Annotated in this window: 22 protein-coding genes; 8 read left to right on the forward strand and 14 right to left on the reverse strand. The window is 70.1% G+C overall.

Translation table 11 applies throughout. The features are described from left to right. Positions 1-64: 64 nt before the first annotated feature. From AB0B91_RS54035 to AB0B91_RS54070, 8 genes are all read right to left on the reverse strand, one after another. Positions 65-640: an alkylhydroperoxidase domain protein gene (locus tag AB0B91_RS54035; RefSeq protein WP_358339228.1), complete on the reverse strand. Its 576-nt coding sequence runs from the start codon at positions 638-640 to the stop codon at positions 65-67. Further along, positions 637-1,233, reverse strand: coding sequence for a CMD domain protein (locus tag AB0B91_RS54040; RefSeq protein ID WP_358339231.1), 597 nt, complete (start codon positions 1,231-1,233; stop codon positions 637-639). The genes AB0B91_RS54035 and AB0B91_RS54040 overlap by 4 nt, the downstream gene beginning before the upstream one ends. Then, on the reverse strand, positions 1,230-2,216 hold the full coding sequence (locus tag AB0B91_RS54045) for a putative FMN-dependent luciferase-like monooxygenase (protein ID WP_358339234.1): 987 nt from the start codon (positions 2,214-2,216) through the stop codon (positions 1,230-1,232). Before AB0B91_RS54045 ends, AB0B91_RS54040 begins: the two co-directional genes overlap by 4 nt. Continuing rightward, positions 2,213-3,769 (reverse strand): ABC transporter ATP-binding protein, encoded by a 1,557-nt coding sequence (locus tag AB0B91_RS54050; protein WP_358339237.1) that lies wholly within the window; start codon positions 3,767-3,769, stop codon positions 2,213-2,215. Before AB0B91_RS54050 ends, AB0B91_RS54045 begins: the two co-directional genes overlap by 4 nt. Further along, positions 3,766-4,545, reverse strand: a complete 780-nt coding sequence (locus AB0B91_RS54055; RefSeq protein ID WP_358339240.1) for an ABC transporter permease — start codon at positions 4,543-4,545, stop codon at positions 3,766-3,768. The genes AB0B91_RS54050 and AB0B91_RS54055 overlap by 4 nt, the downstream gene beginning before the upstream one ends. Next, complete coding sequence (locus AB0B91_RS54060; protein ID WP_358339243.1) at positions 4,542-5,474, reverse strand: ABC transporter permease; 933 nt, start codon at positions 5,472-5,474, stop codon at positions 4,542-4,544. The genes AB0B91_RS54055 and AB0B91_RS54060 overlap by 4 nt, the downstream gene beginning before the upstream one ends. Then, positions 5,471-7,078 (reverse strand): TIGR04028 family ABC transporter substrate-binding protein, encoded by a 1,608-nt coding sequence (locus AB0B91_RS54065; protein ID WP_358339246.1) that lies wholly within the window; start codon positions 7,076-7,078, stop codon positions 5,471-5,473. Before AB0B91_RS54065 ends, AB0B91_RS54060 begins: the two co-directional genes overlap by 4 nt. Before the next feature lie 66 nt (positions 7,079-7,144). Next, entirely contained in the window at positions 7,145-8,209 is a 1,065-nt protein-coding gene (locus AB0B91_RS54070; protein WP_358339249.1) for a LacI family DNA-binding transcriptional regulator, read from the reverse strand. 226 nt (positions 8,210-8,435) lie between these two features. Between AB0B91_RS54070 and AB0B91_RS54075 the strand changes: the two genes are divergently transcribed. Further along, positions 8,436-9,950, forward strand: a complete 1,515-nt coding sequence (locus AB0B91_RS54075; RefSeq protein WP_358339252.1) for a glycoside hydrolase family 43 protein — start codon at positions 8,436-8,438, stop codon at positions 9,948-9,950. Between the two features lie 3 nt (positions 9,951-9,953). On the opposite strand, the gene AB0B91_RS54080 is transcribed toward AB0B91_RS54075, so the two are convergent. Continuing rightward, complete coding sequence (locus tag AB0B91_RS54080) at positions 9,954-10,460, reverse strand: DinB family protein (protein WP_358339255.1); 507 nt, start codon at positions 10,458-10,460, stop codon at positions 9,954-9,956. Positions 10,461-10,609: 149 nt separating this feature from the next. On the opposite strand from AB0B91_RS54080, the gene AB0B91_RS54085 reads away from it, so the two are divergent. Beyond that, positions 10,610-11,983, forward strand: coding sequence for a polysaccharide deacetylase family protein (locus AB0B91_RS54085; protein WP_358339258.1), 1,374 nt, complete (start codon positions 10,610-10,612; stop codon positions 11,981-11,983). Between the two features lie 72 nt (positions 11,984-12,055). Next, positions 12,056-14,164: a glycoside hydrolase N-terminal domain-containing protein gene (locus AB0B91_RS54090; protein ID WP_358339261.1), complete on the forward strand. Its 2,109-nt coding sequence runs from the start codon at positions 12,056-12,058 to the stop codon at positions 14,162-14,164. A gap of 42 nt (positions 14,165-14,206) precedes the next feature. Here the strand turns inward: AB0B91_RS54090 and AB0B91_RS54095 are convergent, their stop codons facing one another. Next, positions 14,207-14,647 carry a hypothetical protein gene (locus tag AB0B91_RS54095; protein WP_358339263.1) on the reverse strand — a complete coding sequence of 147 codons (441 nt, stop codon included), beginning with the start codon at positions 14,645-14,647 and terminating at the stop codon, positions 14,207-14,209. A 146-nt stretch (positions 14,648-14,793) separates the two neighbouring features. Between AB0B91_RS54095 and AB0B91_RS54100 the strand changes: the two genes are divergently transcribed. The 5 genes from AB0B91_RS54100 to AB0B91_RS54120 all read left to right on the forward strand — a co-directional run bounded on the left by AB0B91_RS54100 (position 14,794) and on the right by AB0B91_RS54120 (position 21,637). Continuing rightward, complete coding sequence (locus AB0B91_RS54100) at positions 14,794-15,414, forward strand: RNA polymerase sigma factor (RefSeq protein ID WP_358339266.1); 621 nt, start codon at positions 14,794-14,796, stop codon at positions 15,412-15,414. Next, positions 15,407-16,468 carry a CU044_5270 family protein gene (locus tag AB0B91_RS54105; protein ID WP_358339268.1) on the forward strand — a complete coding sequence of 354 codons (1,062 nt, stop codon included), beginning with the start codon at positions 15,407-15,409 and terminating at the stop codon, positions 16,466-16,468. The genes AB0B91_RS54100 and AB0B91_RS54105 overlap by 8 nt, the downstream gene beginning before the upstream one ends. Then, positions 16,465-17,349: a hypothetical protein gene (locus AB0B91_RS54110; protein WP_358339270.1), complete on the forward strand. Its 885-nt coding sequence runs from the start codon at positions 16,465-16,467 to the stop codon at positions 17,347-17,349. Before AB0B91_RS54105 ends, AB0B91_RS54110 begins: the two co-directional genes overlap by 4 nt. A gap of 175 nt (positions 17,350-17,524) precedes the next feature. Then, positions 17,525-19,459, forward strand: a complete 1,935-nt coding sequence (locus tag AB0B91_RS54115; protein ID WP_358339273.1) for a glycosyl hydrolase family 18 protein — start codon at positions 17,525-17,527, stop codon at positions 19,457-19,459. A gap of 687 nt (positions 19,460-20,146) precedes the next feature. Further along, positions 20,147-21,637, forward strand: a complete 1,491-nt coding sequence (locus AB0B91_RS54120; RefSeq protein WP_358339412.1) for a helicase HerA-like domain-containing protein — start codon at positions 20,147-20,149, stop codon at positions 21,635-21,637. Between the two features lie 104 nt (positions 21,638-21,741). On the opposite strand, the gene AB0B91_RS54125 is transcribed toward AB0B91_RS54120, so the two are convergent. From AB0B91_RS54125 to AB0B91_RS54140, 4 genes are read right to left on the reverse strand one after another with little or no spacing between them, the layout of a single operon-like run. Further along, positions 21,742-22,485 carry a DUF5829 family protein gene (locus AB0B91_RS54125; RefSeq protein ID WP_358339414.1) on the reverse strand — a complete coding sequence of 248 codons (744 nt, stop codon included), beginning with the start codon at positions 22,483-22,485 and terminating at the stop codon, positions 21,742-21,744. A 52-nt stretch (positions 22,486-22,537) separates the two neighbouring features. After that, positions 22,538-22,957 carry a VOC family protein gene (locus AB0B91_RS54130; RefSeq protein ID WP_358339276.1) on the reverse strand — a complete coding sequence of 140 codons (420 nt, stop codon included), beginning with the start codon at positions 22,955-22,957 and terminating at the stop codon, positions 22,538-22,540. A gap of 40 nt (positions 22,958-22,997) precedes the next feature. Beyond that, entirely contained in the window at positions 22,998-24,833 is a 1,836-nt protein-coding gene (locus AB0B91_RS54135) for a glycoside hydrolase family 15 protein (protein WP_358339278.1), read from the reverse strand. 7 nt (positions 24,834-24,840) lie between these two features. Then, a complete protein-coding gene (locus AB0B91_RS54140) occupies positions 24,841-25,380 on the reverse strand; it encodes a hypothetical protein (protein ID WP_358339281.1) in 540 nt (179 codons plus the stop codon). Positions 25,381-25,382 lie beyond the last annotated feature (2 nt).

The raw sequence follows: 25,382 nt of genomic DNA on the forward strand, positions 1-25,382 counted from the left end.
TCGTCGGTGGGCTCGCGGATCGATCACCAGTATGCCTCCGGTCGTCGGTGGGCTCTCGGATCGGTCACTGGTCCGGCTTCCCCTCGCCGGTGGGCTCTCCGAGCGAGAGCATGAGCCGGTTCGCCCAGTTGAAGAAGGCCGCCGCGTGGATCGTGTCGCTGATCGCCAGATCGTCCAGCCCGGCGGCGCGCAGCGCCTCGATGTGCTCGGCGCCGAACTCGACCGGCGTGGCCGCGAGCGCCACCGAGGCGTCGATGATCGCCCGCCACCGCCCGTCCTGCGGCGCCGCCACGCCCTCGTCGAGCAGCCGTCGCACGTCGTCGGGCCGCTTGGAGTAGTGCGCCGCGAACCGCGCGTGCACGGAGGCGCAGAAGACGCACCCGTTACGGCGCGAGGTGGCGGTCGCCGCCAGCTCGCGCTCCGGGCGCGGCAGGCCGCCCTTGGCGTTGTAGAAGATGTCGTTGTCGGTCTTGGTCCGCGCGTGCAGGATCTCCGGATCGCGGGCGAGCAGCCTGAAGTACGGGGAAGCGGCGCGGGAGGCGTCGACCAGGGCCTCCCGGTGCGCGTCGGTCAGCTCGGGTTCGGTCAGCGGGGTCAGCCACGGCGCCCAGCCCAGTTGGTCCGTGGTGAAGCCGGTCATGAGGTGGTTCCCTTCTGGGTGGCGCCGAGCAGCCGCAGGCCCGCGACCACCCGGATCTGGAAGCTGAGGAAGGCGACGAGCTGCGAGAGCGTCACGATGCCCGTGTCACTCCAGTCCGCGTCGGCGAGCGCCCGCAGGTCCTTGGGGCCGGCCTCGCGCGGGCGGAAGACGAGCAGGTGCGCGTGCTCGAACGCGGCGGCCAGCCGGACCCCGAGCGCCTCGGGATCCCGCGTTCGGTAGCGCAGGCCCTCGTCGCTCTCGGCGGCGAGCGGCCCGTCGGCGGGGTAGCTGCCGTAGGGGCCGGTCGTGCTCGCGGCCTCGATCTCCAGCCGGACCGCGCCGAGCAGCTCGGGCGCCAGCTCGGCCAGCCGGTCGGCGTAGAAGCGGGCGGTCCGCGGATCCTGGTGCAGGCCGGTCACGAAGGCCGCCACCGCGTCCCGCTCGACCAGCGAGACCTCGCCGGGCACGTCAGGGGTGAGCAGCGCGTCGAAGGCGCGCTGGGCGTGCTCGCGGGCGTCCGGTCGCTGCTCACGCAGGTGATCGAGCGGGGAGTCAGGTTCGATCCCGGCCAGGTGGTCGATCACGTCGATCATGTGGTGCTCATTTCGGTGGCGGGAGCCGGCGTCCAGCCGAGCGCGGGCGCGACCTCGGTGGCCAGCAGTTCGATGGAGCGGAGGATCAGCGGGTGCGGCGGGTCGACCGAGTGCACCTGGAGGACCAGGTCGGTGACCCGGTCGAGCGTGGGATCGGCCTTGAGGCTGTCGATGACGTCCTGCGGGGTTCCCACGTGCACGTCGAAGGCGGTGATGCGGTCGCGGGAGGTCTCGAAGGGGAGCCGGGCGCGGCTCAGCCCGCGTTCGGCGTAACGCAGCGCCTCGGCCCGGCTGTCGGCCACGAACGCGGTCCGCGAGGCCACGATCCGGGGCGCGGCGTCCGCGGGCAGATTCTCGTAGTAGGCGTCCACGATGGGCCGCTGGATCTCCGCCAGCGTCGCCTCGGGATGCTCCTCAGGGCGTGGCTGGGTGCGCGACAGCATCAGCCCGTTGCCCGCCCGGCCCGCCCTGGCGCCGCCGCTCACCGAGAACGTGGCCTCCCAGACGGCGTCGAGCAGTCGCGGCGCCGCAGGGTAGAGCCGGTTGCCGCCGCCGAGATCGCGTCCCGACCAGGCGTCGACCAGTACCGCGAGATGTTCGGCGTAGCTGGCCGAGCGCTGCGCGCTCTCCTTCCCGAACGCGGCGAACGACGACGGCGTGCCGCCGCTGCCGACGCCCACTTCGAGCCGGGCGCCGCTCAGCAGGTCGAGGACGGCGGTGTCCTCGGCCACCCGCACCGGGTGTTCGAGCGGCAGCGTGATGATGCCGGTGCCGAGCCGGATCCGGCTGGTGCGCGCCGCGACGTGGGCCAGGAAGACCAGCGGCGCGGGCAGCCCGCCCTCGGCGCCGTCGAAGTGGTGCTGCGCCACCCACGCCGTGTCGAACCCGAAGGACTCCGCGTGCCCGATCTGCTCGGCGGCCAGCCGGTAGCGCCCGCCCGCGGGGGCGTCGTCGAGCAGCCGGCTGAAGAATCCCAGCCTCATCGCACCGGCTCCGGGATCGCGGCGAGGAGTTCGCGGGTGTAGTCGTGCTGTGGGTCGGTGAAGACCCGTTGTGTGGTTCCGAATTCCACTGTGCGTCCCTTGTTCATGACGGAAACGGTGTGCGAGATCTGGCGCACCACCGCGAGGTCGTGCGAGATGAACAGATAGGTCAGGCCGAGGTCGCGCTGGAGCTCTTCGAGCAGGCCCAGGATCTGCGCCTGGACGGTCACGTCGAGCGCGGAGACCGCCTCGTCGAGCACCACCACCGCCGGGTCGACGGCCAGCGCGCGGGCGATGGCGACACGCTGCCGCTGCCCGCCGGACAGCTCGCGTGGCCGGCGTTCGAGCAGGCTCTCGGGGAGCGCCACGCGTTCCATCAGATCACGCACCCTGGTACGGCGGGCGGCGCGGTCCCCGAGCCCGAAGTTACGCAGCGGCTCCGCCACGATCGCGGCGACGGACTGCCGGGGGTCGAGCGAGCCGTAGGGGTTCTGGTAGACGAGCTGCACGTGGCGCCGGAAGTCGCGCCCCGTCCCCGCCCCGGCGATCGTCACGGTGCCGGAGGTGGGTTCGGCGAAGTGGACGACCATGCGGGCGGTGGTCGTCTTGCCCGATCCGGACTCTCCCACGAGGGCGTGCGTGGTGCCGGGCCGTACGTCGAAGGACACCCCGTCGACGGCGCGGAACGGGCGTCGCCCGACGCGGAACTCCTTGACCAGGTCGCGGACCACGATCGCGGGCTCTTCCGCGACGTTCTCCGCCACCTCCCGGAACTCGCGCACCGTCAGGGCGGGCGCGTCGCGCAGCAACTGCCCGGTGTAGGCGGCCTGCGGAGCCGACAGCACCTGGGCCGACGGGCCCTGCTCCTCGATCCGGCCGTCCTTCATGACGACCAGGCGGTCGGAGCGGTCCGCGGCGATGCCCAGGTCGTGGGTGACCAGGAGCACCGCCGTGCCGAACTCGGCGCGCAGGTCGTCGATGAGGTCCAGGATGCGCCGCTGCACGGTGACGTCCAGGGCGCTCGTCGGCTCGTCGGCGATGATGAGCCGCGGTTCCAGGGCGATCGCGATGGCGATGAGGACCCGCTGGCGCATCCCGCCGGACAACTCGTGCGGGTATTGGCGGGCGCGCGTCTCCGGGTCCGGCAGGCCGACGCGGGTGAGCAGGTCCACCACGCGGCGGGAGATCGTCCGGCGGTCGCCGCGTTTGTGGATGCGCAGGACCTCGCCGATCTGGGCGCCGACGGTCTTGACCGGGTTGAGGGAGTTGGATGGGTCCTGGGGGATCAGGCCGATCTGGGCGCCCCTGATCGATTCCATCCGGCGGTCGGACCAGGTGGCCAGGTCGGTGCCGCCGAGCAGGATCTGGCCGCCGTCGAGGGTGGCGTTCGGGGGCAGCAGGCCGATGATCGCGTGGGCGGTGGTGGTCTTGCCGGAGCCGGACTCGCCGACGACCGCGACCATCTCGCCGGGTTCGACCGTGAGGGAGATCCCCTCGACCGCCCGCCTGGCGTCGTAGGAGACCGCGAGGTCGCGTACCTCCAGCAGGCTCATGTCCTGTCCCTTCCGATCGACCGGCTGATCCGGCTCGCGGCCAGCACCACGGCCACGACCACCACGCCGGGCAGCGTGGTCAGCCACCAGGAGGTCGCCAGGTAGTTGCGGCCCTCCGAGATGAGCAGGCCCCACTCGGGCGTGGGCGGCTCGGCGCCGTAGCCGAGGAAGCCGAGCGTCGAGATGGCCAGGATCGCCACCCCGAACTGCAGGGCGGCGAGTGCGATGACCGGGCCGAGCGAGTTGGGCAGGACGTGCCGCCAGAGCACGGCCGGGAACCGGCCGCCACTGCCGAACGCGGCCTCCACGTAGTCGGACCGGCGCACCCGTACGACCTCCGAGCGCGAGAGCCGGGCGAACGCGGCGACGGACCCGATGCCCACCGCGATCGCCACGTGGACCGTGCCGGGACCGAGCAGGATGATCACTGTGAGTGCCAGGAGCAGGCCGGGCACGGACAGCAGCACGTCGGCCACCCGCATGACGGCGTCGTCGAGCAGCCCACCGGCCGACCCGGCCAGCAGGCCTAGCAGCGTGCCCGCGAGCAGGCCGACGGCGACGGCGACGAACGCCCCCGACAGGGAGTGGACGGAGCCGTGCACCACGCGGGCGAACAGGTCGCGGCCCACGGCGTCGGTGCCGAACAGGTGCTCGGGACTCGGCGGGCGCAGCTTCTCGGCCGGCACCCCGGCCAGCGGGTCGTATCCGGTGAACAGGCCGGGCACGACGGCCCAGAGCAGGACGACGGCGACCGTCAACCAGGAGAGAACCTTCACGCCGCCGCCTTCAGCCGGGGGTCGAGCACCGGGAACAGCAGGTCCACGGCCAGGTTGACGAGGACGAACACGGTGCTCGCCAGCACCACGACGGCCAGCATCACCGGCGTGTCCTGCGCGTTGACCGCCTGCTCGGTCAGCCGTCCGACGCCGTTGCGGCCGAAGACCGTCTCGGTGACGACCGACCCGGCGATGAGCTCGCCGAACGTCATCCCGGCGACGGTCAGCGCGGGCAGCACCGCGTTGCGGGCCACGTGCCGCCACAGGATCCACCGGCGCGAGGCGCCCTTGGCGGCCACGACGGGCACGAACGGCTGCGTGTAGACCTGATCGATGCCGCGCGCCAGCACCTGCGCGATCGGCGCCGAGATCGGTACGGCCAGCGTCAGCACCGGCAGCACGAGCTGCTGCGCCGGGCTGCCGCCGATCACCGGCACCAGCCCGAGCCGGAAGGAGAACACCTGGATCAGCAGGATCCCCAGCCAGAAGGCGGGCACCGAGATGAACAGCGACGGCACCGCCAGCAGCGCCCCGCGCAGCCAGGACGTCCGGCTGTAGCCGGCGGCGAAGGCGATCACCACGGCGATCAGCGCGGCCAGCGCGAAGCCCGCCGTGGCCAGCTTGGCCGTCTCCGGCAGCGCCTCGGCCAGCCGCTCGACCACCGGCGTGCCGGTGTCGATCGAGTAGCCGAAGCCGCCACGCAGGAAGCCGAGCAGCGTGTGGAGGTAGCCGACGAGCGGCGGGTCTCCGCCGCCGTAGTACGCGCGGATCTCGGAGATCTGCTGCGGTGACAGGCCGAGCTCCGGGTTCTGGAACTTGATCAGGATCGAGTCGCCGGGCAGCAGCCAGAGGAGCACGTAGCCGGCCGTGAAGGCGGCCCACAGCACCAGCGCCGCCTGCCCGACGCGTCGCAGGACGTATCGGGTCACCGCTTCGACAGCCAGACCGAGTAGAACGAGGGCCTGGCCACCGCCTCGAAGGCGACACCCTGCACGTAGGGCGCCGCGCCGTAGACCTGCGGCTCCTCGAACAGCGGGATCGCGTAGCCCTGGTCCACCACGTAGCGCTGGATCTCGCCGACCTTGGCGTCCCGCGCGGTCTTGTCCGCCAGGGCCGACTCCTCTTCCAGGAGCTTGTCGAGCTTGGCGTCCTTGGACAGGATGACGTCGCGGTTCTGGCTGTGGAAGTGGCTCTTGATCACGTCCTCGTCGGCGCGGCCGACCATCGAGTGGGCGATGGCGGTCTTCTCCGCGTCCTTGATGTCGACGGCCTGGGTGCCGGCGTCGGCGGGGCGGATCTCCAGCTTCACGCCGATCTTGGTCCACTGCTGGGCGACGAGTTCGAGGGTCTGCTTGGACAGCGGCTGCGGACCCGAGACGAAGACGCCGAGCTGGAGCCGCTTGCCGTCCTTGACGCGGATGCCGTCGGCGCCGCGTGCCCAGCCGGCCTTGTCGAGCAGCGCGTTGGCCTTGGCGGGGTCGTAGGTGAGCTCCTTGGACAGGTCGACGTACCCCTGGGCGAGGTGGCTGAGGACCGAGGTGGCGACCGGGTAGCTCGGGGTGAACAGGGTGTCGACCACCTCCTTGGCGTCCGTCCCGGCCTGGAGCGCCTTGCGGACGTCGAGGTCGCTGAGGATGCTGTTGCCGGGCCGCAGGTAGAGGCCGTTGTTCACGCCTCTGGTCGGCTCCGCATAAATCTTGAAATTCGCGTCTTTGACGGTTTTTTCGTCATAAGCCTGGACGTAGCGGACGTAGTCCGCCTGGCCGGAGGTGAGCGCGCCCACCCGCACGTTGTCCTCGGGCGTCACGATGATCTTGATCTGGTCGAGGTACGCGCGGCCCTGGTGCTTCGACGACGCCGGCGCCCAGTTGTAGTCCTTGCGGGCGGCCAGGTCGATCTCCTTGTCCACGACCTGGTTCGCCACGGTGAACGGGCCGGATCCGATGACGTTCTTGAGCTGGCACTGCTGCTCGTACGGCAGCGAGATCGTCTTCTTCGACACCAGCCCGGCGCCGATGACCGAGGTGCCCTGGAGGAAGCCGGGTGACGGCTTGTTGAAGTGGAAGCGCACCGTCAGGGGATCGAGGACCTCGCTGCGGTCGTAGTTGTTGACGAACTCGGCCGGGGGCAGCTTGAGCTCGGTGTCGCCCTTGCCGTACACGTCGAAGTTGGCGGCGACGGCCGACGCGTCGAGCGGGGTGCCGTCGCTGAACTTCACGCCGTCGCGCAGGTGGAAGGTGTACTCGGTGGCGTCCTTGTTCACCTCCCACTTGGTGGCGATCCACGGCTCGATCTTCAGCGTCTTGGGGTCCTGCCAGGTCAGCTTGTCGGTGAGCTGGTTCAGCACGCCGCCGTTCGGATAGAACCCGGCGGCGGGCAGGTAGAGGCAGGTCGGCGGCTGATGCTCCAGGTAGGTCAGCGTGCCCCCGTAGACGGGTGCCCCTCCGGCCTGCGCCTGGACGGCGGGACCGCCGCCGCAGGCCGTTAGGAGCCCTGAGACGGCGAGCAAGGTGAGGGCGGCGGCGGAACGCATGGGACATCCTTCATGGTGGTCGGGGAAAACCACCATACCCTACCTAGATTGTAGGTAAATAGACCCCTACCGCATCGTCGGCGGCTTGACCGACCCCCGGACCACGATGTGCGTGCCGAGCACCACGTGCTGCGGCTCGTGCCGGTTGAGCGCCAGGCGTACGGCGGTGCGGCCCAGCTCCTCGGTGGGGATGTGCACCGTCGTGAGGCCGGGCGCCAGATCGGCGGCGAACGGGATGTCGTCGTAGCCCGCCACCGACACGTCGTCGGGAATGCGCAGCCCCGCCTCGCGCAGCGCGGCGAACACGCCCACGGCCACCATGTCGGTCGCCGCGAAGACCGCCGTGAAGTCGGCCCCCCTGGCCAGCAGGCGCTTGGTCGCCTCGTAGCCCGCCGCGCGGTCGAAGCTGGTGGGGACGACCAGGTCGGGGTCGTACGGCACGCCGTACGCCTCGTGCGCGCGGGTGAACCCCCGGTCCCTGCCGACCTTGGTGGTGCTGGCGTCCTCAGAGCTGACCGCGCCGAGGTAGACGATGCGCCGATGGCCCTGCGACAGCAGGTGGCTGGTCATGGCGTAGGCGCCGCCCTCGTTGTCGTACTCGACGACGGTGGTGGGCACGTCGTCGCCCAGCGACGGCCGCCCGCACAGGACCAGCCGGGAGCCCGCCTTGTCCAGCGCGTGCGCGAAGTGCGTCATGCGCTCGCGGTAGGTGTCGTCGAGCGAGCCGCCGCCGACCAGGATGACCGCGTCGGCGCGCTGCTCGCGCATGGCCTCCACGACGGCCAGCTCGCGCGAGGGGTCGCCGTGCGTGGTGCAGACCATGCACAGCCGCCCCTCGGCGGTGGCCTGCTGCTCCACGCCCTTGGCGACGTAGGCGAAGGAGGGTCCGGTGACGTCGTCGAGCACGAACGCCACCATCTTCGTGCTCGCCCCGGACAGCGCCCTGGCGTGCACGTTGAGCACGTAGTCGAGCTCGCGCATCGCGCGCATCACCCGCACGCGGGTGGACTGGGCGACCGGGTAGTCACCGGCGATCACCCGGGAGACCGTGGACGCCGACACGCCCGCCCGGGCGGCGACGTCGCGGATGGTGGCGCGCTCGCCGTCCTCGGGAGTCACTCTTCGCGACAAGGCTGGCCTTCCATGGTCTTCAGGCGGAGCAGTGTGGCCGAGCGTGGCGTCTCGCGGAACGCTCGCAGTCTACGACGATCATCGCCCGACCCTCCTTGAATAGAAACCGTTGTCTACGGTAGAAGCACTTCCCCTTAAGTTCAACAGTGCAGGTCATATACCTCTTATGTAACGTATGCGGCACGCAGCCGTAAGTTCACGGCGACCGGTTTCTATGGGAGGCCTCGTGATCCGCAATCCCGTCCTGCCCGGCTTCCACCCCGACCCGTCGATCCTGCGCGTCGGCGACGACTACTACCTGGCCACCTCGACCTTCGAGTGGTACCCCGGCGTGCGCGTCCACCACTCGCGCGACCTGGTCCATTGGCGGCCCATCGGCGGCCTGCTCACCGAGCGGCGGCTGCTCGACCTGTCCGGGGTGCCCGACTCCGGCGGTGTCTGGGCGCCCGACCTGACCTATCACGACGGGCTGTTCCACCTGGTGTACGGGGTGATGGACAACTACGCCCACGGCTACAAGGACATCGCCAACTACCTTGTCACCGCGCCCTCGATCGACGGCCCGTGGTCGGACCCGGTCAGGCTCCCGGGGCGCGGGTTCGACGCCTCGCTCTTCCACGACGACGGCGGCGGTTCCTGGCTGCTGAACATGGTCTTCGACTCCCGCCCTGGCCACGGCTTCGCGGGCATCGAGCTCCAGCCGCTGGCCGGCGGAGAAGCGCGGACCATCCTGGCGAACCGCCAGCTGACCGAGGGGCCGCACCTGTACCGGATCGACGGCTGGTACTACCTGATGGTGGCCGAGGGCGGCACCGGCTACGAGCACGGCATCACGGTTCTCAGGTCGCGTGAGCTCGCCGGGCCGTACGAGGAGGATCCGGCCGGCCCGATGCTGACGGCCCGCCACGACCCCACGCTGGAGCTGCAGAAGGCCGGGCACGGGTGCCTGGTCGAGACGCAGGGCGGCGAGTGGTACGTCGCGCATCTGGCGGCCCGGCCCTACACCCGGCGCGGGCCGTGCGTGCTGGGCCGGGAGACCGCGATCCAGCGCGTGGAGTGGACGGACGGCTGGCCCAGGGTGGCGGGCGGCGTCCCCGCCGTCGAGGTGCCCGCCCCCGACCTGCCGCCGCACCCGCACTCCCGCCCGCACGAGCTGTTCGCCGCCGACTGGAGCACGCTGCGGCGGCCCGCCTCGCCCGACTGGCTGCGCGTGGAAGGGGACCGGCTGACGATCGAGGGCGGCCAGTCACCGTACGGCCTGCGCACCCCGAGCCTGGTCGCCCGGCGGGTCACCAGCCGTACGTCCTCACTGGAGACGGTCGTGCGCTTCGAGCCCGGCAGCGTCCACCAGTCCGCCGGGATCACCGCCTACTACAACTCCCGCAACTGGCACTATCTCGCCCTGACCACCGACGGGCTCGTGCTCACCAGCAGCGACAAGGGCAAGCGGACCGTGCGCGGCACCGCCGAGGCCGTCTCCGGCATGGGGCTGCGGGCCGAGTTCGACGGGCCCGTCCTGCGCTTCTCGTACGACGTGGGCCACGGCTGGCAGACCATCCCGGCGGAGCTGGACGCCACGATCCTGTCCGACGAGCACGCCGACGAGTTCGTGGACGGCCAGATCCGCGCGTTCGGCTTCACCGGCGCCTTCGTCGGCCTGTGGGTGCAAGACCTGGCGGGCGAGGGCTGCCGGGCGGAGTTCGACCAGACGATCTATCAGACGCCGGACAGTGTGAAATAACCGCTATTCGCCGGTCACGCCGTCGATGCGCTCGCGCAGCAGGTCGGCGTGGCCGTTGTGGCGGGCGTACTCCTCGATCATGTGGACGAGGATCCACCGGTGGGAGCAGTCCTGCCCGTGGCGCTGCTGCTTGCCCACGGCGTCGAGCGGCAGCCCGGCCGACACCTTGCGGGCGTGCTCGATCTCGGCCTGCCAGGTGGCGAACGCCTCGTCGACCGAGGCGGTGTCGACGTCCTCGAAGTCGGCGTCCTGGTTGGTGTCCTTGCCCCACAGCTTCGGGCCGACCTCACCGTCCAGCACTCCCCGGAACCACGCCCGCTCCACGTGGGCCATGTGCCGGACCAGGCCGAGCAGCGACATGCCCGACGGCGACGCCGAGCGCAGGCGCAGCTGTTCCTCCGACAGGCCGGCGCACTTGACGGCCAGGGTCCCACGATGCCAGTCGAGCCAGTTGTCGAGCATGGCGCGCTCGTCGCCGATGAAGGGGGGCGGGATGCGATTGTCACTCATGGTGGGCAAACGTAGCTGACCCCCCGGGTTACCGTCGAAGTAGGCCATCCAGGACGCCGAGCTCCACGAACAGAGAACAAGTAGGTGGAAACAGGAGTCGAACGGGTCAGGGGTGGAAACGACGGGGGGTCGTGCTCATGAGGCGGTTGATGGCTGCGATGGCGATGGTCACGTTGACATCGGCATCATGCGGGGGGACCGGACAGGAGACCAAGGTATGGCAGGCGTCCGTCAGGTCGGATGATCCGGTCGCGACGGTCGCGCCGACGTGGATCAACGGGTTGCGGGTGGTTCGCGACAGCGGCAAAGAGCAGTCGTGCGTCTGGTCGACCACGTACCCGCAGGTGCCGGGTGCGCAGCCGCTGACGGACGAGCTGCGCCGCCTCGTCGAGGAGCGGCGGGCCGGGTTCCTTGAGTGGGCGCGCGAGAGCGGCTGCGGCGAGTCGGACGTGAAGGCACCCGAGCTGAACATCGGGTTCGGCTTCCTGGCCGCCTCGGGCGACGTGATCGGGGTCCGGTTCACCGTCTACCAGCTCGGTGGCGCCGGCGACGGGAAGTCGACGACGTCCCGCTGGTACGACGGAGCCAAGGGGCAGGTGGTGCCCGCGCTCTCGCTCATCAACCCGCCGGCCATGAGCAGGTTCGAGGCGCTGACCGGGAAGGCGCTGGCGGACATCGACGCGCAGGCGCGGCTCACGGACACCCGGACGCTCGACGACCTTGCCTTCACCAGGAGCGGCGACCTGGTCGTGACCTTCGACGAAGGTGAGGTGGCGGCGGGGGCCGTCGGCCAGGTGCACGCCGTGTTGCCGCGCGCCGAGGTGGAGCCGCTGCTGTCGGACTTCGGCCGGCGGGCGCAGGCCCAGGTCATGCGGCCGGTCGGGCGGCTGGCGCTGCCCGGCTACACGGCGGACGGGTCGGTCGACTGCCGCCGGGTCAAGTGCGTGGCGCTCACCTTCGATGACGGCCCGAGTCCGTTCACGGACAGGTTGCTGAAGTACCTCGCCGCGTACCACGCGCACGCCACGTTCTTCGTCGTCGGGCAGAACGTGGTCATGCACCCCGGCGTGGTGCGCAGAGCCATGCGGGCCGGGCACGAGATCGGGAACCACAGCTGGTCGCACCGCGACCTGACCACGCTGCCCCCCGCCGTGGTGCGGGCGGACCTGCTGAGGACCGACCGGGCGATCCTGAAGGCGACCGGGGTGGCCCCCACGCTGGTCCGCCCGCCGTACGGCGCGGTCAACCGCATAGTGCGCAGGCAGTCGCCGCACCCGCTGGTGCTGTGGGACGTGGACACGCTCGACTGGCTCTACCGCAACAGCGCGCATGTGACCCGTGCCGCGGTCCGCCCGGCGCGGCCCGGATCGATCATTCTCTTCCATGACATCCGGCCGACCACCGTGCAGGCGATCCCCCAGGTGCTGAAGCGGCTGTCCAAGCGCGGCTTCCACTTCGTGACGGTCAGCCAGTTGTACGGCGGCGAGGTCCCGGCCCGCGCCATCCGTGGCCCGCACCCTTGAGGTTCAGAGGCGGATGCATCTGAGCATTGAATAAGCTGCTCTGGAAAGCGCTTACCCCCTGCCGGAGGTCCGATGCCAGAGCACCGCATTTACGACACCGAGCCCGCTCTGACCTGGGAGGACGCGTTCCTGTCCGGTAACGGCGAGTACGGGATCATGGTCTACGGCGAGCCGCATGCCCAGCGCGTGGTGTTCAACCATCACCGGTTCGTCCTGCCCAACGGCACCCGCGACCTGCGCCCGCCCGCGATCGCCGACCGGCTGGGGGAGATCCGCGAGCTGATCCTGTCCGGGCGGGCCGCCGAGGCCCAGCGGGTGGCGGCCGACGGGCGGGAGCTGGCCTGGACGCAGGCGTTCCATCCGGGGTACGAGCTGGTCGTCGAAGGCCGGTCCGGCGGCCCCTACCGGCGCGCCACCGACTTCACGACCGGGGAGATCGCGGTCATGTCGGGCGAGCGCGCGCACCACGCGTTCGTCTCCCGCGCCGACTCCGTCGTGGTGCAGCGGCTGACCGGTGAGCTGCGGCTCCATCTCACCGGCGACCTGCCGGGCAAGCCGGACGACGTCCACTGTCAGACCTCCGCGTACGAGAAGGGCGGGCGGGTCTTCCTGAGCGTTCGCGGCGCCTATCCGGCCGGGCTCGGGGCCGCCGGGTTCGAGGGGCTGACGCTCGTCCTGGCCGACGACGTCTCCGTGACGGGGGACGTGGTGGTCACGCGGGGCGAGACGCTGCTGCTGACGAAACTGGACCGGTACGAGGAGCCCGGCTGGGGCACCGACCGGCTGGAAGCCGCGCTCACCACTCTGGCCGGTCACCCGTACGACGAGTTGCTGGCGCGGCATGTAGCCGTCCATCGGCCCATCTACGAGCGGGTGACCCTCGACCTGGACGTGGCCGGGGACCCGCCGGTCGGTGAGCTGATCGCCGAGCCCGGCCCGGCGCTGGTCGAGCGGCTGTTCCACTCGGGCCGCTACCTGCTGCTCAGCTCCTCGGGCGTGCTCCCGCCCCGGCTCACCGGTCTGTGGCTGGGCGCGTGGGGGGCGGCATGGTCGGGCGACTTCACCACCGACGCGAACCTCAACCTGCAGGTCGCCGGGGTGAACATCGGCGCGATGCCCGAGCTCATGACCGGGTACGCCGCCCTGATCCGCGACCAGATCGACCACTGGCGGGTCAACGCCCGCGAGATCTACGGCCTCGACGGCATCCTCGCGCCGAGCCGTACGGACGGGGAGAGCGGCTACCTGTTCCACTTCGACGAGGATTGGCCGTGGACGATGTGGCTGGCCGGGGCCGACTGGCTGCTGTACCCGCTGCACGAGCACCACCAGGTCACCGGTGACCTGCCCGAGGAGCTGCCCGGCTGGCTGGCGGAGGCGGCCGCGTTCTGGGAGGGCTTCCTGACCGGGTCCGGCTTCGTGGTCGTGCCGTCGTTCTCGCCCGAGGTCGGTCCCGAGGGAGGTTCGTACGCGAGTGTCAACGCGACCATGGACCTCGCGGCGGCCCGGCACGCCCTGCGCCTGGCCGGATCCCCGCTGGCGGAGCGGGTGCCGCCGTACCGGATCGATGATCGGGGCGCGCTCACGGAGTGGGCGTGGGACGTGGCCCCGCACGAGGACCACCGGCATGTCAGCCACCTGTACCCGGTGTGGCCGCTGCACGAGATCAACCCCGACGACGAGCCGGAGCTGGCCGCCGCCGCGCACCGCGCCCTGGAACTACGCGGCGACGAGAACCTGTCGGCCCACGGCAGCCTGCACCGGGCACTGGTGGCGGCCCGGCTGAAGGACGCGGAGCTGGTCAGGATCAACCTGATGAAGATCCTGGGCGCGGACATGCTGTTCCGATCGCTCATGACCGCGCACAACCCCGGCCGGGAGATCTACAACGCCGATGCCGCGCACACCCTGCACGGGCTGTTCATCGAGCTGCTGGTGGACTCCCGGCCGGGGGTGGTGGAACTGCTGCCCGCCGTACCGGATCTGCTGCCCAGGGGGACCATTCGCGGCGTCGCCTGCCGGGGGCGGGTCGTCGTCGAGGAGCTGACCTGGGGTTCGGGGGGTGTCAGGGCGGTGCTGCGGTCGCCGGTGGACCAGCGGGTCACCTTGGTCCACCGCGCGTCCGCGTACCGGGAGGAGGTCGAGCTGGTCGCGGGCGAACCCCACCACGTGGCCCTGTAGCGACGGTGACGAGCGCGGGGTCCGCGCTCGTCACCATGGGGCTCAGCGCTCGACGGAGCAGCCGATCCACTTGGCGATGTGCTTGTCCTTCTTCGTGAAGCGCTGGGCGTCGACCTTCTCCGTGAACTTGCGCTTGTGCACGACGCCCTTCTCGTCACGGAACCTGACGTGCCAGCGGTCGCCGTCCTTGCGCTTGACCACGCACTTCATCTTCCCTGCCGGGCCGCACGCCTCGGGGCCGTCGATCCGCTCCGAGATGCGGATCCCCTCTTCGCCCCTGTACACCTTCTCGCCCTTGACCACCTTGAACATCTCAACGTGCTCGACGTCCGGCTCGGCACATTCGAGGATGGGGGTGAGCTGGTCGCTGGTGATGAGCTGCGGCTGGGACGGGTCGTCCGCCGCGAACGCCGGAGCGGACAGGGCAGCGGTGGTGCCGAAGGCCGCCACGGCGAGAATGGCGGCGCCAAGTGCGCGTCTCATGTGAGTCTCTTCTCTGAATGTCTGATCTCTGAACGCTTGAGGATGACGACCGGCCGGTCACCATGAAGATTGCCGGGGCGGGTGTTAATTCCATGTATGTCGGATGACGGCGTGAAAGCAGATCGCCCCATCGGTTGAGTACAGGTGTGACTGCCAACCTGACGGCTCCCCTCCGCCTCGTTGATCCTCCGGGGGCGATCAGCGATGCGGACCTGCTGAAGGCGTCGTACCGAAAACCCGAGCGGTTCGGCGAGCTCTACGACCGCTACTTCCGGGAGATCCACGCGTACCTGGGCAGGCGGCTCGACCAGCAGGCCGCCGACGACCTCGCCGCGGAGGTGTTCCTCACGGCGTTCAGGAAGCGCACCACGTTCGACCGCGAGCGCGGAGAGGTGCGTCCCTGGCTGTACGGCATCGCGAGCAACCTCATCGCGTTGCACCGCCGTACCGAGACCAGGAAGCTGGCGGCGCTGCGCCGCAGCGCGGCCACGCGTGAGGGCGCGGAGCACGGCCACGAGGAACGCGTGGTCAGCCGCGTCGACGCCGCGAACGAGCAGGCGCGGCTCACGACGGAACTGCAGGCGCTGTCCGACGGCGACCGGGATGTGCTGCTGCTGAGCGCCCTGGGCGAGCTGAGCCACGAGGAGGTGGCCCAGGCGCTGGGCATCCCGTACGGCACCGTCGGATCCCGCCTGTCGCGGGTGCGCAGGAAGCTTCGTGCCGCTCTGGGCGGCGTCAATCCCTTGAACGGAGGCTCCGATGGATGATTACCAGGCGGTGCGCGAACTGCTGCCCGCGCCGCCGCTGTCGCCGGAGGTCGAGCGGGCCGGGCGCGAACGACTGGCCGGCGCGTTCGCACAGGAGCGGGTACGGCGGGGCCGCAGGGCCGCCATCTGGAGCACACTCGGGCTCGGTCTGGCTGGGGCGGCGGCCGTGGTCTTGCTGACCGCGACCGGCGTGACGTTGACGCCGCGCCCTCCTGCCACGCACGGCGCGGTCGCTCCGGTCAACGCCAAGCGGATCCTGCTGGCCGCCGCGACCTCGGTGGCCGCGACGCCCGACTCCGGCGCCTGGTGGGGCAGCAAGTTGGTCAACGGCAGCGTGTTCTACGACCCCGGCCACCACTACCTGCTGCGGCAGACCAAGTCGGTGGAGTCCTGGATCCCGGCGGACCCGGAGGCCCGTACCTGGTATCGCGAGACCTACCTCGGTGCCGTGCCCGCGAGCTCCCAGGCCGCGGCCGCCTGGCGGGCAGCCGGCGCGCCGACGTCCTGGACCTATAAGAAGAACCCCTTCGGCCTGATCGACAACGGCGGGCCACCGGGCATCGTCCGAGCGGCGCGGGGCGAGCCGTGGACCTTTTCGAGCGAGGACTGGGACTTCCGTATCGTCCTGGCAGGCAAGCCGCTGACCAGGATGAACGAGGTTCCGGAGACTCCCGAGGGGCTGCGTGCGCTCTTCTCCGGTGTGGATGATCAGGAGTTCGTCGACAACGTCGTGCGGCTGATCGTGTACGCGCCGGTGACGAGCGAGACCCGGGCCGCCGCCTACCGTCTGCTCGCGTCGATGCCTGGGGTCTCGGCCGTCGGCCAGGAGACGGACACGCTTGGACGTACCGGGCAGGCCCTTGAATACCAGTCTGCGGAGTACGCCTTTACCGAGTACGCGGGGGGCACCCGTACCCGGCTGGTGATCGATCCAGCCACCGGAATGCCCCTCTCGATCGAGACGCGCGTCACCGCAGATGGCCGTCTCCTGGAGTTCAGCGCGATCCAGGAGAGCGTCTGGACAGATGACAACCCACTAAAGGAGCAGAAGTGAGATCGCTGATCGCCGCCGTAGCCGGTTTGGCCTTCGCCGGAGTGTTCGCCGTACCCGCCCAGGCGACCCCGCCCGAGGGCGCGTACTGGCGGGTCGAGTCGGTCCTGACCTTGGCCCATCCACGGCCGGTCGGCAGCGGCTACTGGCTGACGGAGCGGAGGGCCTCCACCCACTGGAAGACGCCCGAAGGCAAGGGCTGGTTCGGCTACCGGCCGCTCGGCGCCCGGCCCACGACCAAGAAAGACGAGGCGGCCTGGCGCGCCGACGGCTCGCCGAAATCGTGGACCTACCGCACGGAAGGCATGAAGATCTCCCTTTCCACGGAACCCGGCAAGGGATCTGTGGAGCCGACGAAGGGCGAGCCCAAGGGCTTCCGCCTGGGCGAGAAGACCGTGACCTACCAGCAGCTCCAGAACCTGCCGTCGGATCCGGCCGCCCTCAGGGAGTACGTCGTGGCGAACGTGAAGGCCTGGATCGCCGAGGCGGCCGAGGAAGCCAAGACCACCTCCCCGAACTCCAAGATCGACGATTGGCTGTCCAACCTGGATTCGTACGTGGCCATCAACCTGGGCCAGATGCTGTACGAGACCCCGGTGCCGCCGAAGGTCAGAAGCGCCGCCTTCCAGGCACTCAAGACGACCAAGGGCGTCACCGATCTGGGGCGGGCCAAGGATCCGCTGGGCCGCTCCGGGCAGAAACTGGCCCTGCCGTCGAACATGACCAAGGGCACGGTGCTCATTGTGGACACCGAGACCATGACGCTGCTGGCCGAGTACACCGGCCCCACCGCCGACGGTGAGCCGCTGCCGGGCAAGACGAAGGTGGAGACGTTCAAGGCCGGCTGGACCGACGAGAAGCCCGCCGTCCCGGACGGAAAGTAGCCGCGACGCCCACTCGCCCCGACACTCTCGGGGCGAGTTTCTCGTTTTCGCGATCACGTATTGACGACCCCGCAGGCAGAGGCTAGCGTCGTCTCATAATTGACAGGAAACTTTACTATAAGTTTCCCGTCGGACCTCCCATCCACCCCCCAACCCGCCGGAGGTCGGAACACCTATGAGACACACCATCCTGAGCAAGGGCCTCGCGGTCCTGGCGGCACTCCTCCTGCCGCTGACCGCGACGGTCGCCGTCCCCACCGGCGCGTACGGCGCCACCTCGGTCGTCTTCGCCGCCGCCTGGGCCCCATGGACCGCGTACACGGCGGGGACCCGCGTCACCTACAACGGCGTCGACTACGAGTGCATCCAGAGCCACACCTCCCAGCCCGGCTGGGAGCCGCCCAACGTGCCCGCGCTGTGGAAACCGGTCACCGGCGGCGGCACCGACACCACCGCGCCGTCCGTGCCCGCCAACCTGCGCTCGACGGGCGCCACCGCCAGCAGCCTCTCGCTGGCCTGGGACGCCGCCACCGACAACGTCGGCGTCACCGGCTATGACGTCTACCGAGGCTCGACGCAGGTGACCACGGCCACCGGCACCACCTACACCGACACGGGCCTGGCCGCCGCCACCAGCTACACGTACACGGTCCGCGCCCGCGACGCGGCCGGGAACGTCTCGGCCGCCAGCGCCGCGGTCACCGCCTCCACCTCGGGCGGCACCGGCGCTCCCGGCCAGCCGGGCACGCCCAACGTCACCGGCACGACCAGCAGCTCGATCACGCTGTCGTGGGGCGCCTCTTCCGGCACCGTCACCGGTTACCGCGTCTACGAGGGGACCACGGTCAAGGCCACGGTGACCGGCACGTCGGCCACCATCGGGTCGCTGAGCGCCTGTACGTCGCACACGTACACCGTCAAGGCGTACAACTCGGTCGGCGAGTCCGCGGCCAGCGCCCAGGCCACCGGCGCCACCACCGGATGCACCGGCGGCGGCAACAAGGTGCTCGGGTACTTCGTCCAGTGGGGCGTCTACCAGCGCGGCTACCACGTCAAGAACATCGACACCAGCGGCTCGGCGGCCAAGCTGACCCACATCAACTACGCCTTCGGCAACGTGCAGAACGGGCAGTGCGCCATCGGCGACAGCTACGCCGACTACGACCGCTTCTACCAGGCGGGCGAGAGCGTGGACGGCGTCGCCGACACCTGGGACACGGGCGCGCTGCGCGGCAGCTTCAACCAGCTCCGCAAGCTCAAGAAGAAGTACCCGAACCTGAAGGTGCTCTTCTCCTTCGGCGGCTGGACCTGGTCCGGCGGCTTCACCCAGGCCGCGCAGAACCCGACGGCCTTCGCCAACTCCTGCTACAACCTGGTCGAGGACCCGCGCTGGGCGGACGTGTTCGACGGCATCGACATCGACTGGGAGTACCCGAACGCCTGCGGCCTCACCTGCGACGCCAGTGGCGCCGCCGCGTTCAAGAACGTCATGTCGGCCCTGCGCTCCCGCTTCGGCTCCGGCAACCTCGTCACCGCGGCCATCACCGCCGACGGCACCAGCGGTGGCAAGATCGACGCGGCCGACTACGGCGGTGCCGCGCAGTACGTCGACTGGTACAACGTCATGACGTACGACTACTTCGGCGCCTGGGCGGCGCAGGGTCCCACGGCCCCGCACTCGCCGCTCACCTCCTACTCGGGCATCCCGACGGCGGGCTTCTACTCCGACAACGCCATCCAGAAGCTCAAGAGCAAGGGCATCCCGTCGAGCAAGCTGCTGCTCGGCATCGGGTTCTACGGCCGCGGCTGGACCGGGGTCACACAGTCCGCCCCCGGTGGCACGGCGACGGGAGCGGCGCCCGGCACGTACGAGCAGGGCATCGAGGACTACAAGGTGCTCAAGACCCGCTGCCCGGCCACCGGCACCGTCGCCGGGACCGCCTACGGCTACTGCGGCGGCCAGTGGTGGAGCTACGACACGCCCGGCACCATCGGCGGCAAGATGAGTTACTCGAAGGGTCAGGGGCTGGGCGGCGCCTTCTTCTGGGAGCTCAGCGGTGACACCACCAACGGTGAGTTGATCACCGCGATGAAGAGCGGCCTGGGGTGATCACCTCCTCCGCATGAGTTCTGGGCCGGCCCCGCACCGCGGAGCCGGCCCTTCGCCCCTGGTTGGAGGGTTGATCCGGGAGCTGAGCGGAAATCTTGAAGCGGTGACGACGAACATGCTTCCGCCGTCGGCGTTCATCCGCAGAACACCGTCCGCACCGCGACGGAGGGGCAGAGCGACGTGGACGGCGCTCGCGCTCGCCGGAGCCGTGAGCCTCGGTGGGGGGTTCGGCTACTCGATGGGGCGGACCGCGCAGGACTCTCAGCCGCCGGTCCAGGAACGTGTGGCGGCCATGGCGGCCACGACCACGCTGGGCGCCGCACCGGCCGCTCCGTCACTCCCGTCGCCGGCCGCCGTGGCCCCAGCGGCCAAGCCCGCTTCCCGTCCAGCGGCCGTGTCGAAACATCGCCTGAAGAGCGCCAGACACCGATCGCCGTGCCTGCGATTCGAGGGTTTCAGGGCGCGGCTGTGCAGGAGCCTCTTCGACCCCAAAGGCTCATAGCCACGACTCCTCTGGCCGCCGCGCGATTCCACTCCCGCCAGGCCCGTTTCGCCGGATCGCGGGTCTCGAACACGAGCCGCCCACCGGGCCGCAACGCGTCATGGACCCCACGCAAGGTCCCCTCCGCCTCTTTAGTCATCCTTTGCGACCGATGCGTCACCGTGGGTAGTAACAATGCGGGGGTGATGACGATGAAGGGGTACGACTTCGAGGGACCTGCCCTGGAACTCGGGGCCCTGGTGCGTGAGAACGACACCGCCGGCCCGGTAGAGCGGATCCGCATCCCCCTGAGCATGCTGAACCGGCACGGACTGGTGGCCGGCGCCACCGGAACCGGGAAGACCAAGACCCTCCAGCTCATGGCGGAGCAGCTCGCCGCCCAAGGCGTGCCGATCTTCCTCGCCGACATCAAGGGCGACCTGTCAGGGCTCGCCTCACCGGGCACCGCCTCCGAGCGCGTCACCCAGCGTGCCGCCGAGGTGGGGCAGACGTGGCAACCCACGGCCTATCCGGTGGAATTCCTCTCCCTGGGCGGTCTGGGGTCAGGCGTCCCGATCCGCGCAACCATGACCGCCTTCGGGCCCACCTTGCTCTCCAAGGTCCTCGGGCTCAACGAGACGCAGGAGTCGTCGCTCGGGCTGATCTTCTATTTCGCCGACAAGCAGGGAATGCCCCTGCTGGACCTCAAGGACCTGATCGCGGTCATCCGGTATCTGACGACCACTCCGGAGGCGCTGAACGGGATCGGCGGGCTGTCGGCGGCGACGGCGGGGGTCATCCTCCGCGCGTTGACCAACTTCGAGGCGCAGGGGGCGGGGGCGTTCTTCGGCGAGCCGGAGTTCGACGTGCGCGACCTCATCCGGGTGACGCAGGACGGCCGTGGGATGATCTCCGTTCTCGAGCTGCCCGCCGTGCAGGACCGGCCGCAGCTCTTCTCCACCTTCCTGATGTGGCTCCTCGCCGATCTGTTCAACGTGCTTCCCGAAGTGGGCGATGTCGACAAGCCGAAGCTCGTGTTCTTCTTCGACGAGGCGCATCTGCTGTTCAACGACGCGTCCAAGGCGTTCCTGCAGTCGATCACCCAGACCGTGCGGCTGATCCGGTCGAAGGGCTTGGGCGTGTTCTTCGTCACCCAGACCCCGAAGGACGTGCCGGCCGACGTACTGGCCCAGCTCGGCGCGCGCGTGCAGCACGCCCTGCGCGCCTTCACCCCCCAGGACGCCAAGGCGCTCAAGGCCACCGTGTCGACCTTCCCCGAGTCCTCCTACGACCTGAAGCGCCTGCTCACCGAGCTCGGCATCGGCGAGGCCGTCGTCACGGTCCTGTCGGAGACGGGCTCGCCGACCCCGGTGGCCTGGACGCGGCTGCGTGCCCCCCAGACGCTCATGGCGCCGTCGAGCCCCGACGTGATCCAGGGCGCCATCACCGCTTCACCACTTCAGCAGAAGTACGGCACGGCGGTCGACCGCGAGTCGGCCTACGAGATCCTGGCCACGAAACTGGCCGCACAGCCCGCCAAGCCCACTCCCGAAGCCCCGCGCGAGCCGGAACCCGAACCTCGGCATTCCATGCTGGACTCGAAGGAGTTCCGCTCCCTGGCGCGGTCGGCGGCGTCCGCCCTCGGCCGGGAGATCGTCAGATCCATCTTCGGCACCGCCCGCCGCGGCCGCCGCTGAACCAGCACCCGCAGGTCAAATGACCGCCGTCAATGCGGACGACGGCGCCCGGCCGGCGACGATGACGTCGCGGGCCGGGCGCGTAGGAGCTGGTGGGGAGAGGGTTACTGCGGGGCGTCGAAGTTCCAGACGGCCTGGGCGCCGGGGCCCACGGTCAGCGTCGAACGTCCGATGCGCTCCTCATGCTTGGTCGCCGCGGCCTGGTTGAGCGAGAACGTGAGCTGCTTCAGGCCCGCCTGCGCACGCTCGACGGAGTCGAGCTGGATCGTGGTGCCGCCGCCCATCGCGATCACACCGCCGCCGACCTTCGTGACCTCGAATCCGCCCGCCTTGAGCAGGGGGACCGTGTTGGCAAGATCGCGCGCGGTGACGCCCATGCGGATGCTGGTCACGTCCCGCATCTGATGGTCGGCGTAGGCGTCGGGCAGGTAGCGCTCACGGCTGACGTCACCGGGGTAGCTCTCCGGCTCGGTCTGGCTGCGCGGGTCGGCGAAGTACTCCGCGAAGTACTCCATCGCCCACGGGTCGAAGTGCTCGTACTGCTCGGAGGTGGTGCGGATGGTGTCGAACCACGGCACGGGAACGCCGTCGCCGAAGTCGCGCGTCTGGCGGTACTTGGCCGGGTCGCTGATGCCCAGGTCGGCCAGGTTCGCGGTCACCTTGGCCAGGTCGCCGCTGCGCTCGGTCGAGACGCCCAGTCCGGCGGAGCCGTAGAGGGCGTCCTGACCGGGCAGGTCGCCCTCGCTGAACAGCTCGACGTAGGTCTCGCGGCCCTTGAGATAGCGGCCCTTCCAGGTCATCCCGCCACCGGTCGTGGTGCGGACCTCGAAGTTGGCGAACTCCCGCAGGTAGGCGGTTGGCGGTCACCTGATCGCCCAGCAACGCGAAGGCTGCGCACCGTCACCTGCCCGTCTGCGGCTCGCTGATGTTGACCATCCACGGCACACCGAACCTGTCGACGCACATGCCGAACTCGTCGCCCCAGGCCTGCTTCTGCATGGGCATCGTGACGGACCCGTCTGCGGACAGTCTTTCCCAGTAGCCGCGCAGGAGGTCGGCGTCGTCGCCGCTGAGACTCACCGAAGCGCCCGCCATGGGCTGGAATTGCATGTCGCCGATGACGTCGCTGGCCATGATCGTGTAACCGGCGTCCGTCTCCAGCATCGCGTGCATGATCCGGTCGGCATCCGGTGAGTCCGTGACGCCGAACTCGGCGAAGCTGTTGAGGGCGAGATTGCCGCCGAACACGTTCGCGTAGAACTCCATCGCCTGACGGGCGTTGCCGTTGAACACCAGGTAGGGGTTGAGCCGTGAGGACATGATCTCCTCCGAGAGTTGTGGGATGTGGATGAGGACCACGTTACCCAGGGGCTATGACAAGGTCGGCTGCTGTGTCCGTGTCGCGGATGGCGCGGGCGGCGTTGATCAGGCCGATATGGCTGAAGGCTTGCGGGAAGTTCCCGATGGGTTCGCCTGTGGCGGAGTCGACCTCTTCGGCCAGCAGGCCGACGTCGTTGGCGTACGAGGCGGCGGTGCGGAACACCTGCTTGGCCGGGGCGCTTTCGCCGGTGAGTGCCAGGGCGTGGGCGAGCCAGAAGGTGCACAGCAGAAACGTGCCCTCTTCTCCCGGGAGTCCGTCCGCCGCGCGGTAGCGGTGTACCAGACCGCGGGCGTCGGTCAGGTGCGCGGCCACGGCGTTCACGGTGGCCCGGACGCGGGGGTCGTCGCTGGGCAGGAATCCGACCATGGGCATCATCAGCACGGACGCGTCCAGATCGGCGGCGGCGAATGTCTGGGTGAAGGCCCCCACCTGCTGGTTCCATCCGTGGGTCAGGATCGCGGCGCGGATCCGCTCGCGCTCGCGTGTCCAGCCGGGGACGCGGCTGGTGGCTCCCAGCAGGGGTGCCAGGGTGATCGCCCGGTCCAGACCCACCCAGCACATGAGCTTCGAGTGGAGGAAGTGCCGGCTGGGGCCGCGTATTTCCCAGAGGCCCTGGTCCGGCTCGCGCCAGTGCCGGGCGGCCGCGTCGGCCACGCCGATCAGGAAGGAGCGGGTGAGCGTGTCGGGCGGGTCCGCGTCATGGTAGATCTGGTGGGCCGCGTCGAGCAGTTCCCCGTAGATGTCGATCTGTCGCTGCTGCCAGGCGTCGTTGCCGACGCGTACCGGGGCGCTGCCCCGCCAGCCGCTCAGGTGGGTCAGGGAGCGTTCGCTCAGGTCCCGCTCGCCGCCGACGCCGTACATGATCTGCAGGTCGACGTCGTGGTCGAGTTGGGTGGCCGCGGCGCGGGCGAGGAAGGCGAAGAACGCGGTCTCCTCCATCTCGCACGCCGCCGTGGCCAGTGCCTGCAGGGTGAAGCTGGTGTCGCGGATCCAGGTGTAGCGGTAGTCCCAGTTCCGTTCTCCGCCGATGCTCTCGGGCAGGGAGGTGGTGGCCGCGGCGACGATGGCCCCGGTGGGGGCGAACGTCAGCGCTCGCAGCACCCGGCCGCTCTGGCCGACTTGATCTTGCCACGGGCCTTGGTAGCGCGCGTGCAACCGGGACCAGGAGCGCCAGCCGGTGACGGTGTCCCTGAGGCGGCGGCGGATGTGCCGGGGGTTCAGACACGGTTGTTCGGGACCCCATGCCCAACCGGCCCGCAGGGCCAGCCCTAGGCGTTCTCCCGCTCGCAGCGTGTGGGTGGTGTCGGCGACCGCACCGCTCACTCGCAGGTCGATGGGTGTCGACATGGTGAGGACGTGGGCGCCGCCGTGCGCGATCAGGCCGCCGCGGACCGGTTCTATCAGTGGCTTGACGAGCCCGAACTCGGGCCTCGGCGCGTACACCACCTCTACGGGCACGCGTCCTTCGACGCAGGTCACCTGGCGCAGGAGAACGCCGGGTGAGGACGCGCCCATCGAGTGGCCGCGTTCTCCGTGGCCCAGTGCGAGGGCGTCCACGAGTACCACGGTTCCGTCCGGACCACGGAAGGTGGTCTCCAGCACCAGGCTGTCGTCCAGATACCTGCGGGTGATCTCCGCGGGCCGGGTGGGCCGGATGGACCAGTATCCGGCGTTCTCGTCGAGCAGCCGGGCGAAGATCGACGGACTGTCGAAGCGTGGCATGCAGAGCCAGTCCACCGAACCGTCGGAGGTGACCAGGGCCGCGGATCGGCAGTCCCCCAGCAGGGCGTGGTCGCTGATCGGCCTGGTGCTCAAGGGAGCCTCATGGCGATGATCGCCGGGCTTGCGGCGCTGGGAGGGGAGGTGGCGGCTCGGCCGGGGTCTTGTGGTGGCGCAGCCGGATGGCGTACGCGAGCGCGGATCCGGCGAAGAGCACGCCGGTGACCAGCAGCCACCGACCGAGATATGGGCTCGTGTCCAGCCCTGTTGACCTGTGGTAATTGCCCTCGGCCAGCCGGAGGATGAGGGGGAACCAGATGAGGAGCAGCAGGCCGGACAGCGCGGCCGGCACGCGCAGGTAGTTGATCGACGGTGGCCAGGTGGAGGTGCCGGACGGTGGCCGGCGGCGATGCCATGGCCGCCGCTGCGCGGTGACGTCGGCGAGGGAGTACAGCGGGTACAGCAGGAGGTCGTGGATGACCGCGGCGCCGACGAACCACACCAGGAAGCCGATCCAGATGCCCGCGGCGACGACGCGGCCGGCGGCGTATCCGGCCAGGGCGAAGCAGGCGAGCAGCGCCAGCAGGTGCAACGGGTCGGCCCCATAGCGGCCGGCCATCCTCCTGCGGATCCGGGAAGGCATGT

It is taken from the genome of Nonomuraea sp. NPDC049141 (assembly GCF_040648415.1).
Taxonomy (GTDB): Bacteria; Actinomycetota; Actinomycetes; order Streptosporangiales; family Streptosporangiaceae; genus Nonomuraea.

Bases quoted from the DNA above. Each gene is read 5' to 3' on its own strand.
- AB0B91_RS54090 (WP_358339261.1), top strand. From the start codon at position 12,056: ATGCCAGAGCACCGCATTTACGACACCGAGCCCGCTCTGACCTGGGAG.
- AB0B91_RS54065 (WP_358339246.1), bottom strand. From the start codon at position 7,078: ATGCGTTCCGCCGCCGCCCTCACCTTGCTCGCCGTCTCAGGGCTCCTA.
- AB0B91_RS54050 (WP_358339237.1), bottom strand. From the start codon at position 3,769: ATGAGCCTGCTGGAGGTACGCGACCTCGCGGTCTCCTACGACGCCAGG.
- AB0B91_RS54130 (WP_358339276.1), bottom strand. From the start codon at position 22,957: ATGTCCTCACGGCTCAACCCCTACCTGGTGTTCAACGGCAACGCCCGT.
- AB0B91_RS54085 (WP_358339258.1), top strand. From the start codon at position 10,610: ATGGCTGCGATGGCGATGGTCACGTTGACATCGGCATCATGCGGGGGG.
- AB0B91_RS54095 (WP_358339263.1), bottom strand. From the start codon at position 14,647: ATGAGACGCGCACTTGGCGCCGCCATTCTCGCCGTGGCGGCCTTCGGC.
- AB0B91_RS54035 (WP_358339228.1), bottom strand. From the start codon at position 640: ATGACCGGCTTCACCACGGACCAACTGGGCTGGGCGCCGTGGCTGACC.
- AB0B91_RS54115 (WP_358339273.1), top strand. From the start codon at position 17,525: ATGAGACACACCATCCTGAGCAAGGGCCTCGCGGTCCTGGCGGCACTC.
- AB0B91_RS54105 (WP_358339268.1), top strand. From the start codon at position 15,407: ATGGATGATTACCAGGCGGTGCGCGAACTGCTGCCCGCGCCGCCGCTG.
- AB0B91_RS54120 (WP_358339412.1), top strand. From the start codon at position 20,147: ATGACGATGAAGGGGTACGACTTCGAGGGACCTGCCCTGGAACTCGGG.
- AB0B91_RS54045 (WP_358339234.1), bottom strand. From the start codon at position 2,216: ATGAGGCTGGGATTCTTCAGCCGGCTGCTCGACGACGCCCCCGCGGGC.
- AB0B91_RS54140 (WP_358339281.1), bottom strand. From the start codon at position 25,380: ATGCCTTCCCGGATCCGCAGGAGGATGGCCGGCCGCTATGGGGCCGAC.
- AB0B91_RS54080 (WP_358339255.1), bottom strand. From the start codon at position 10,460: ATGAGTGACAATCGCATCCCGCCCCCCTTCATCGGCGACGAGCGCGCC.
- AB0B91_RS54040 (WP_358339231.1), bottom strand. From the start codon at position 1,233: ATGATCGACGTGATCGACCACCTGGCCGGGATCGAACCTGACTCCCCG.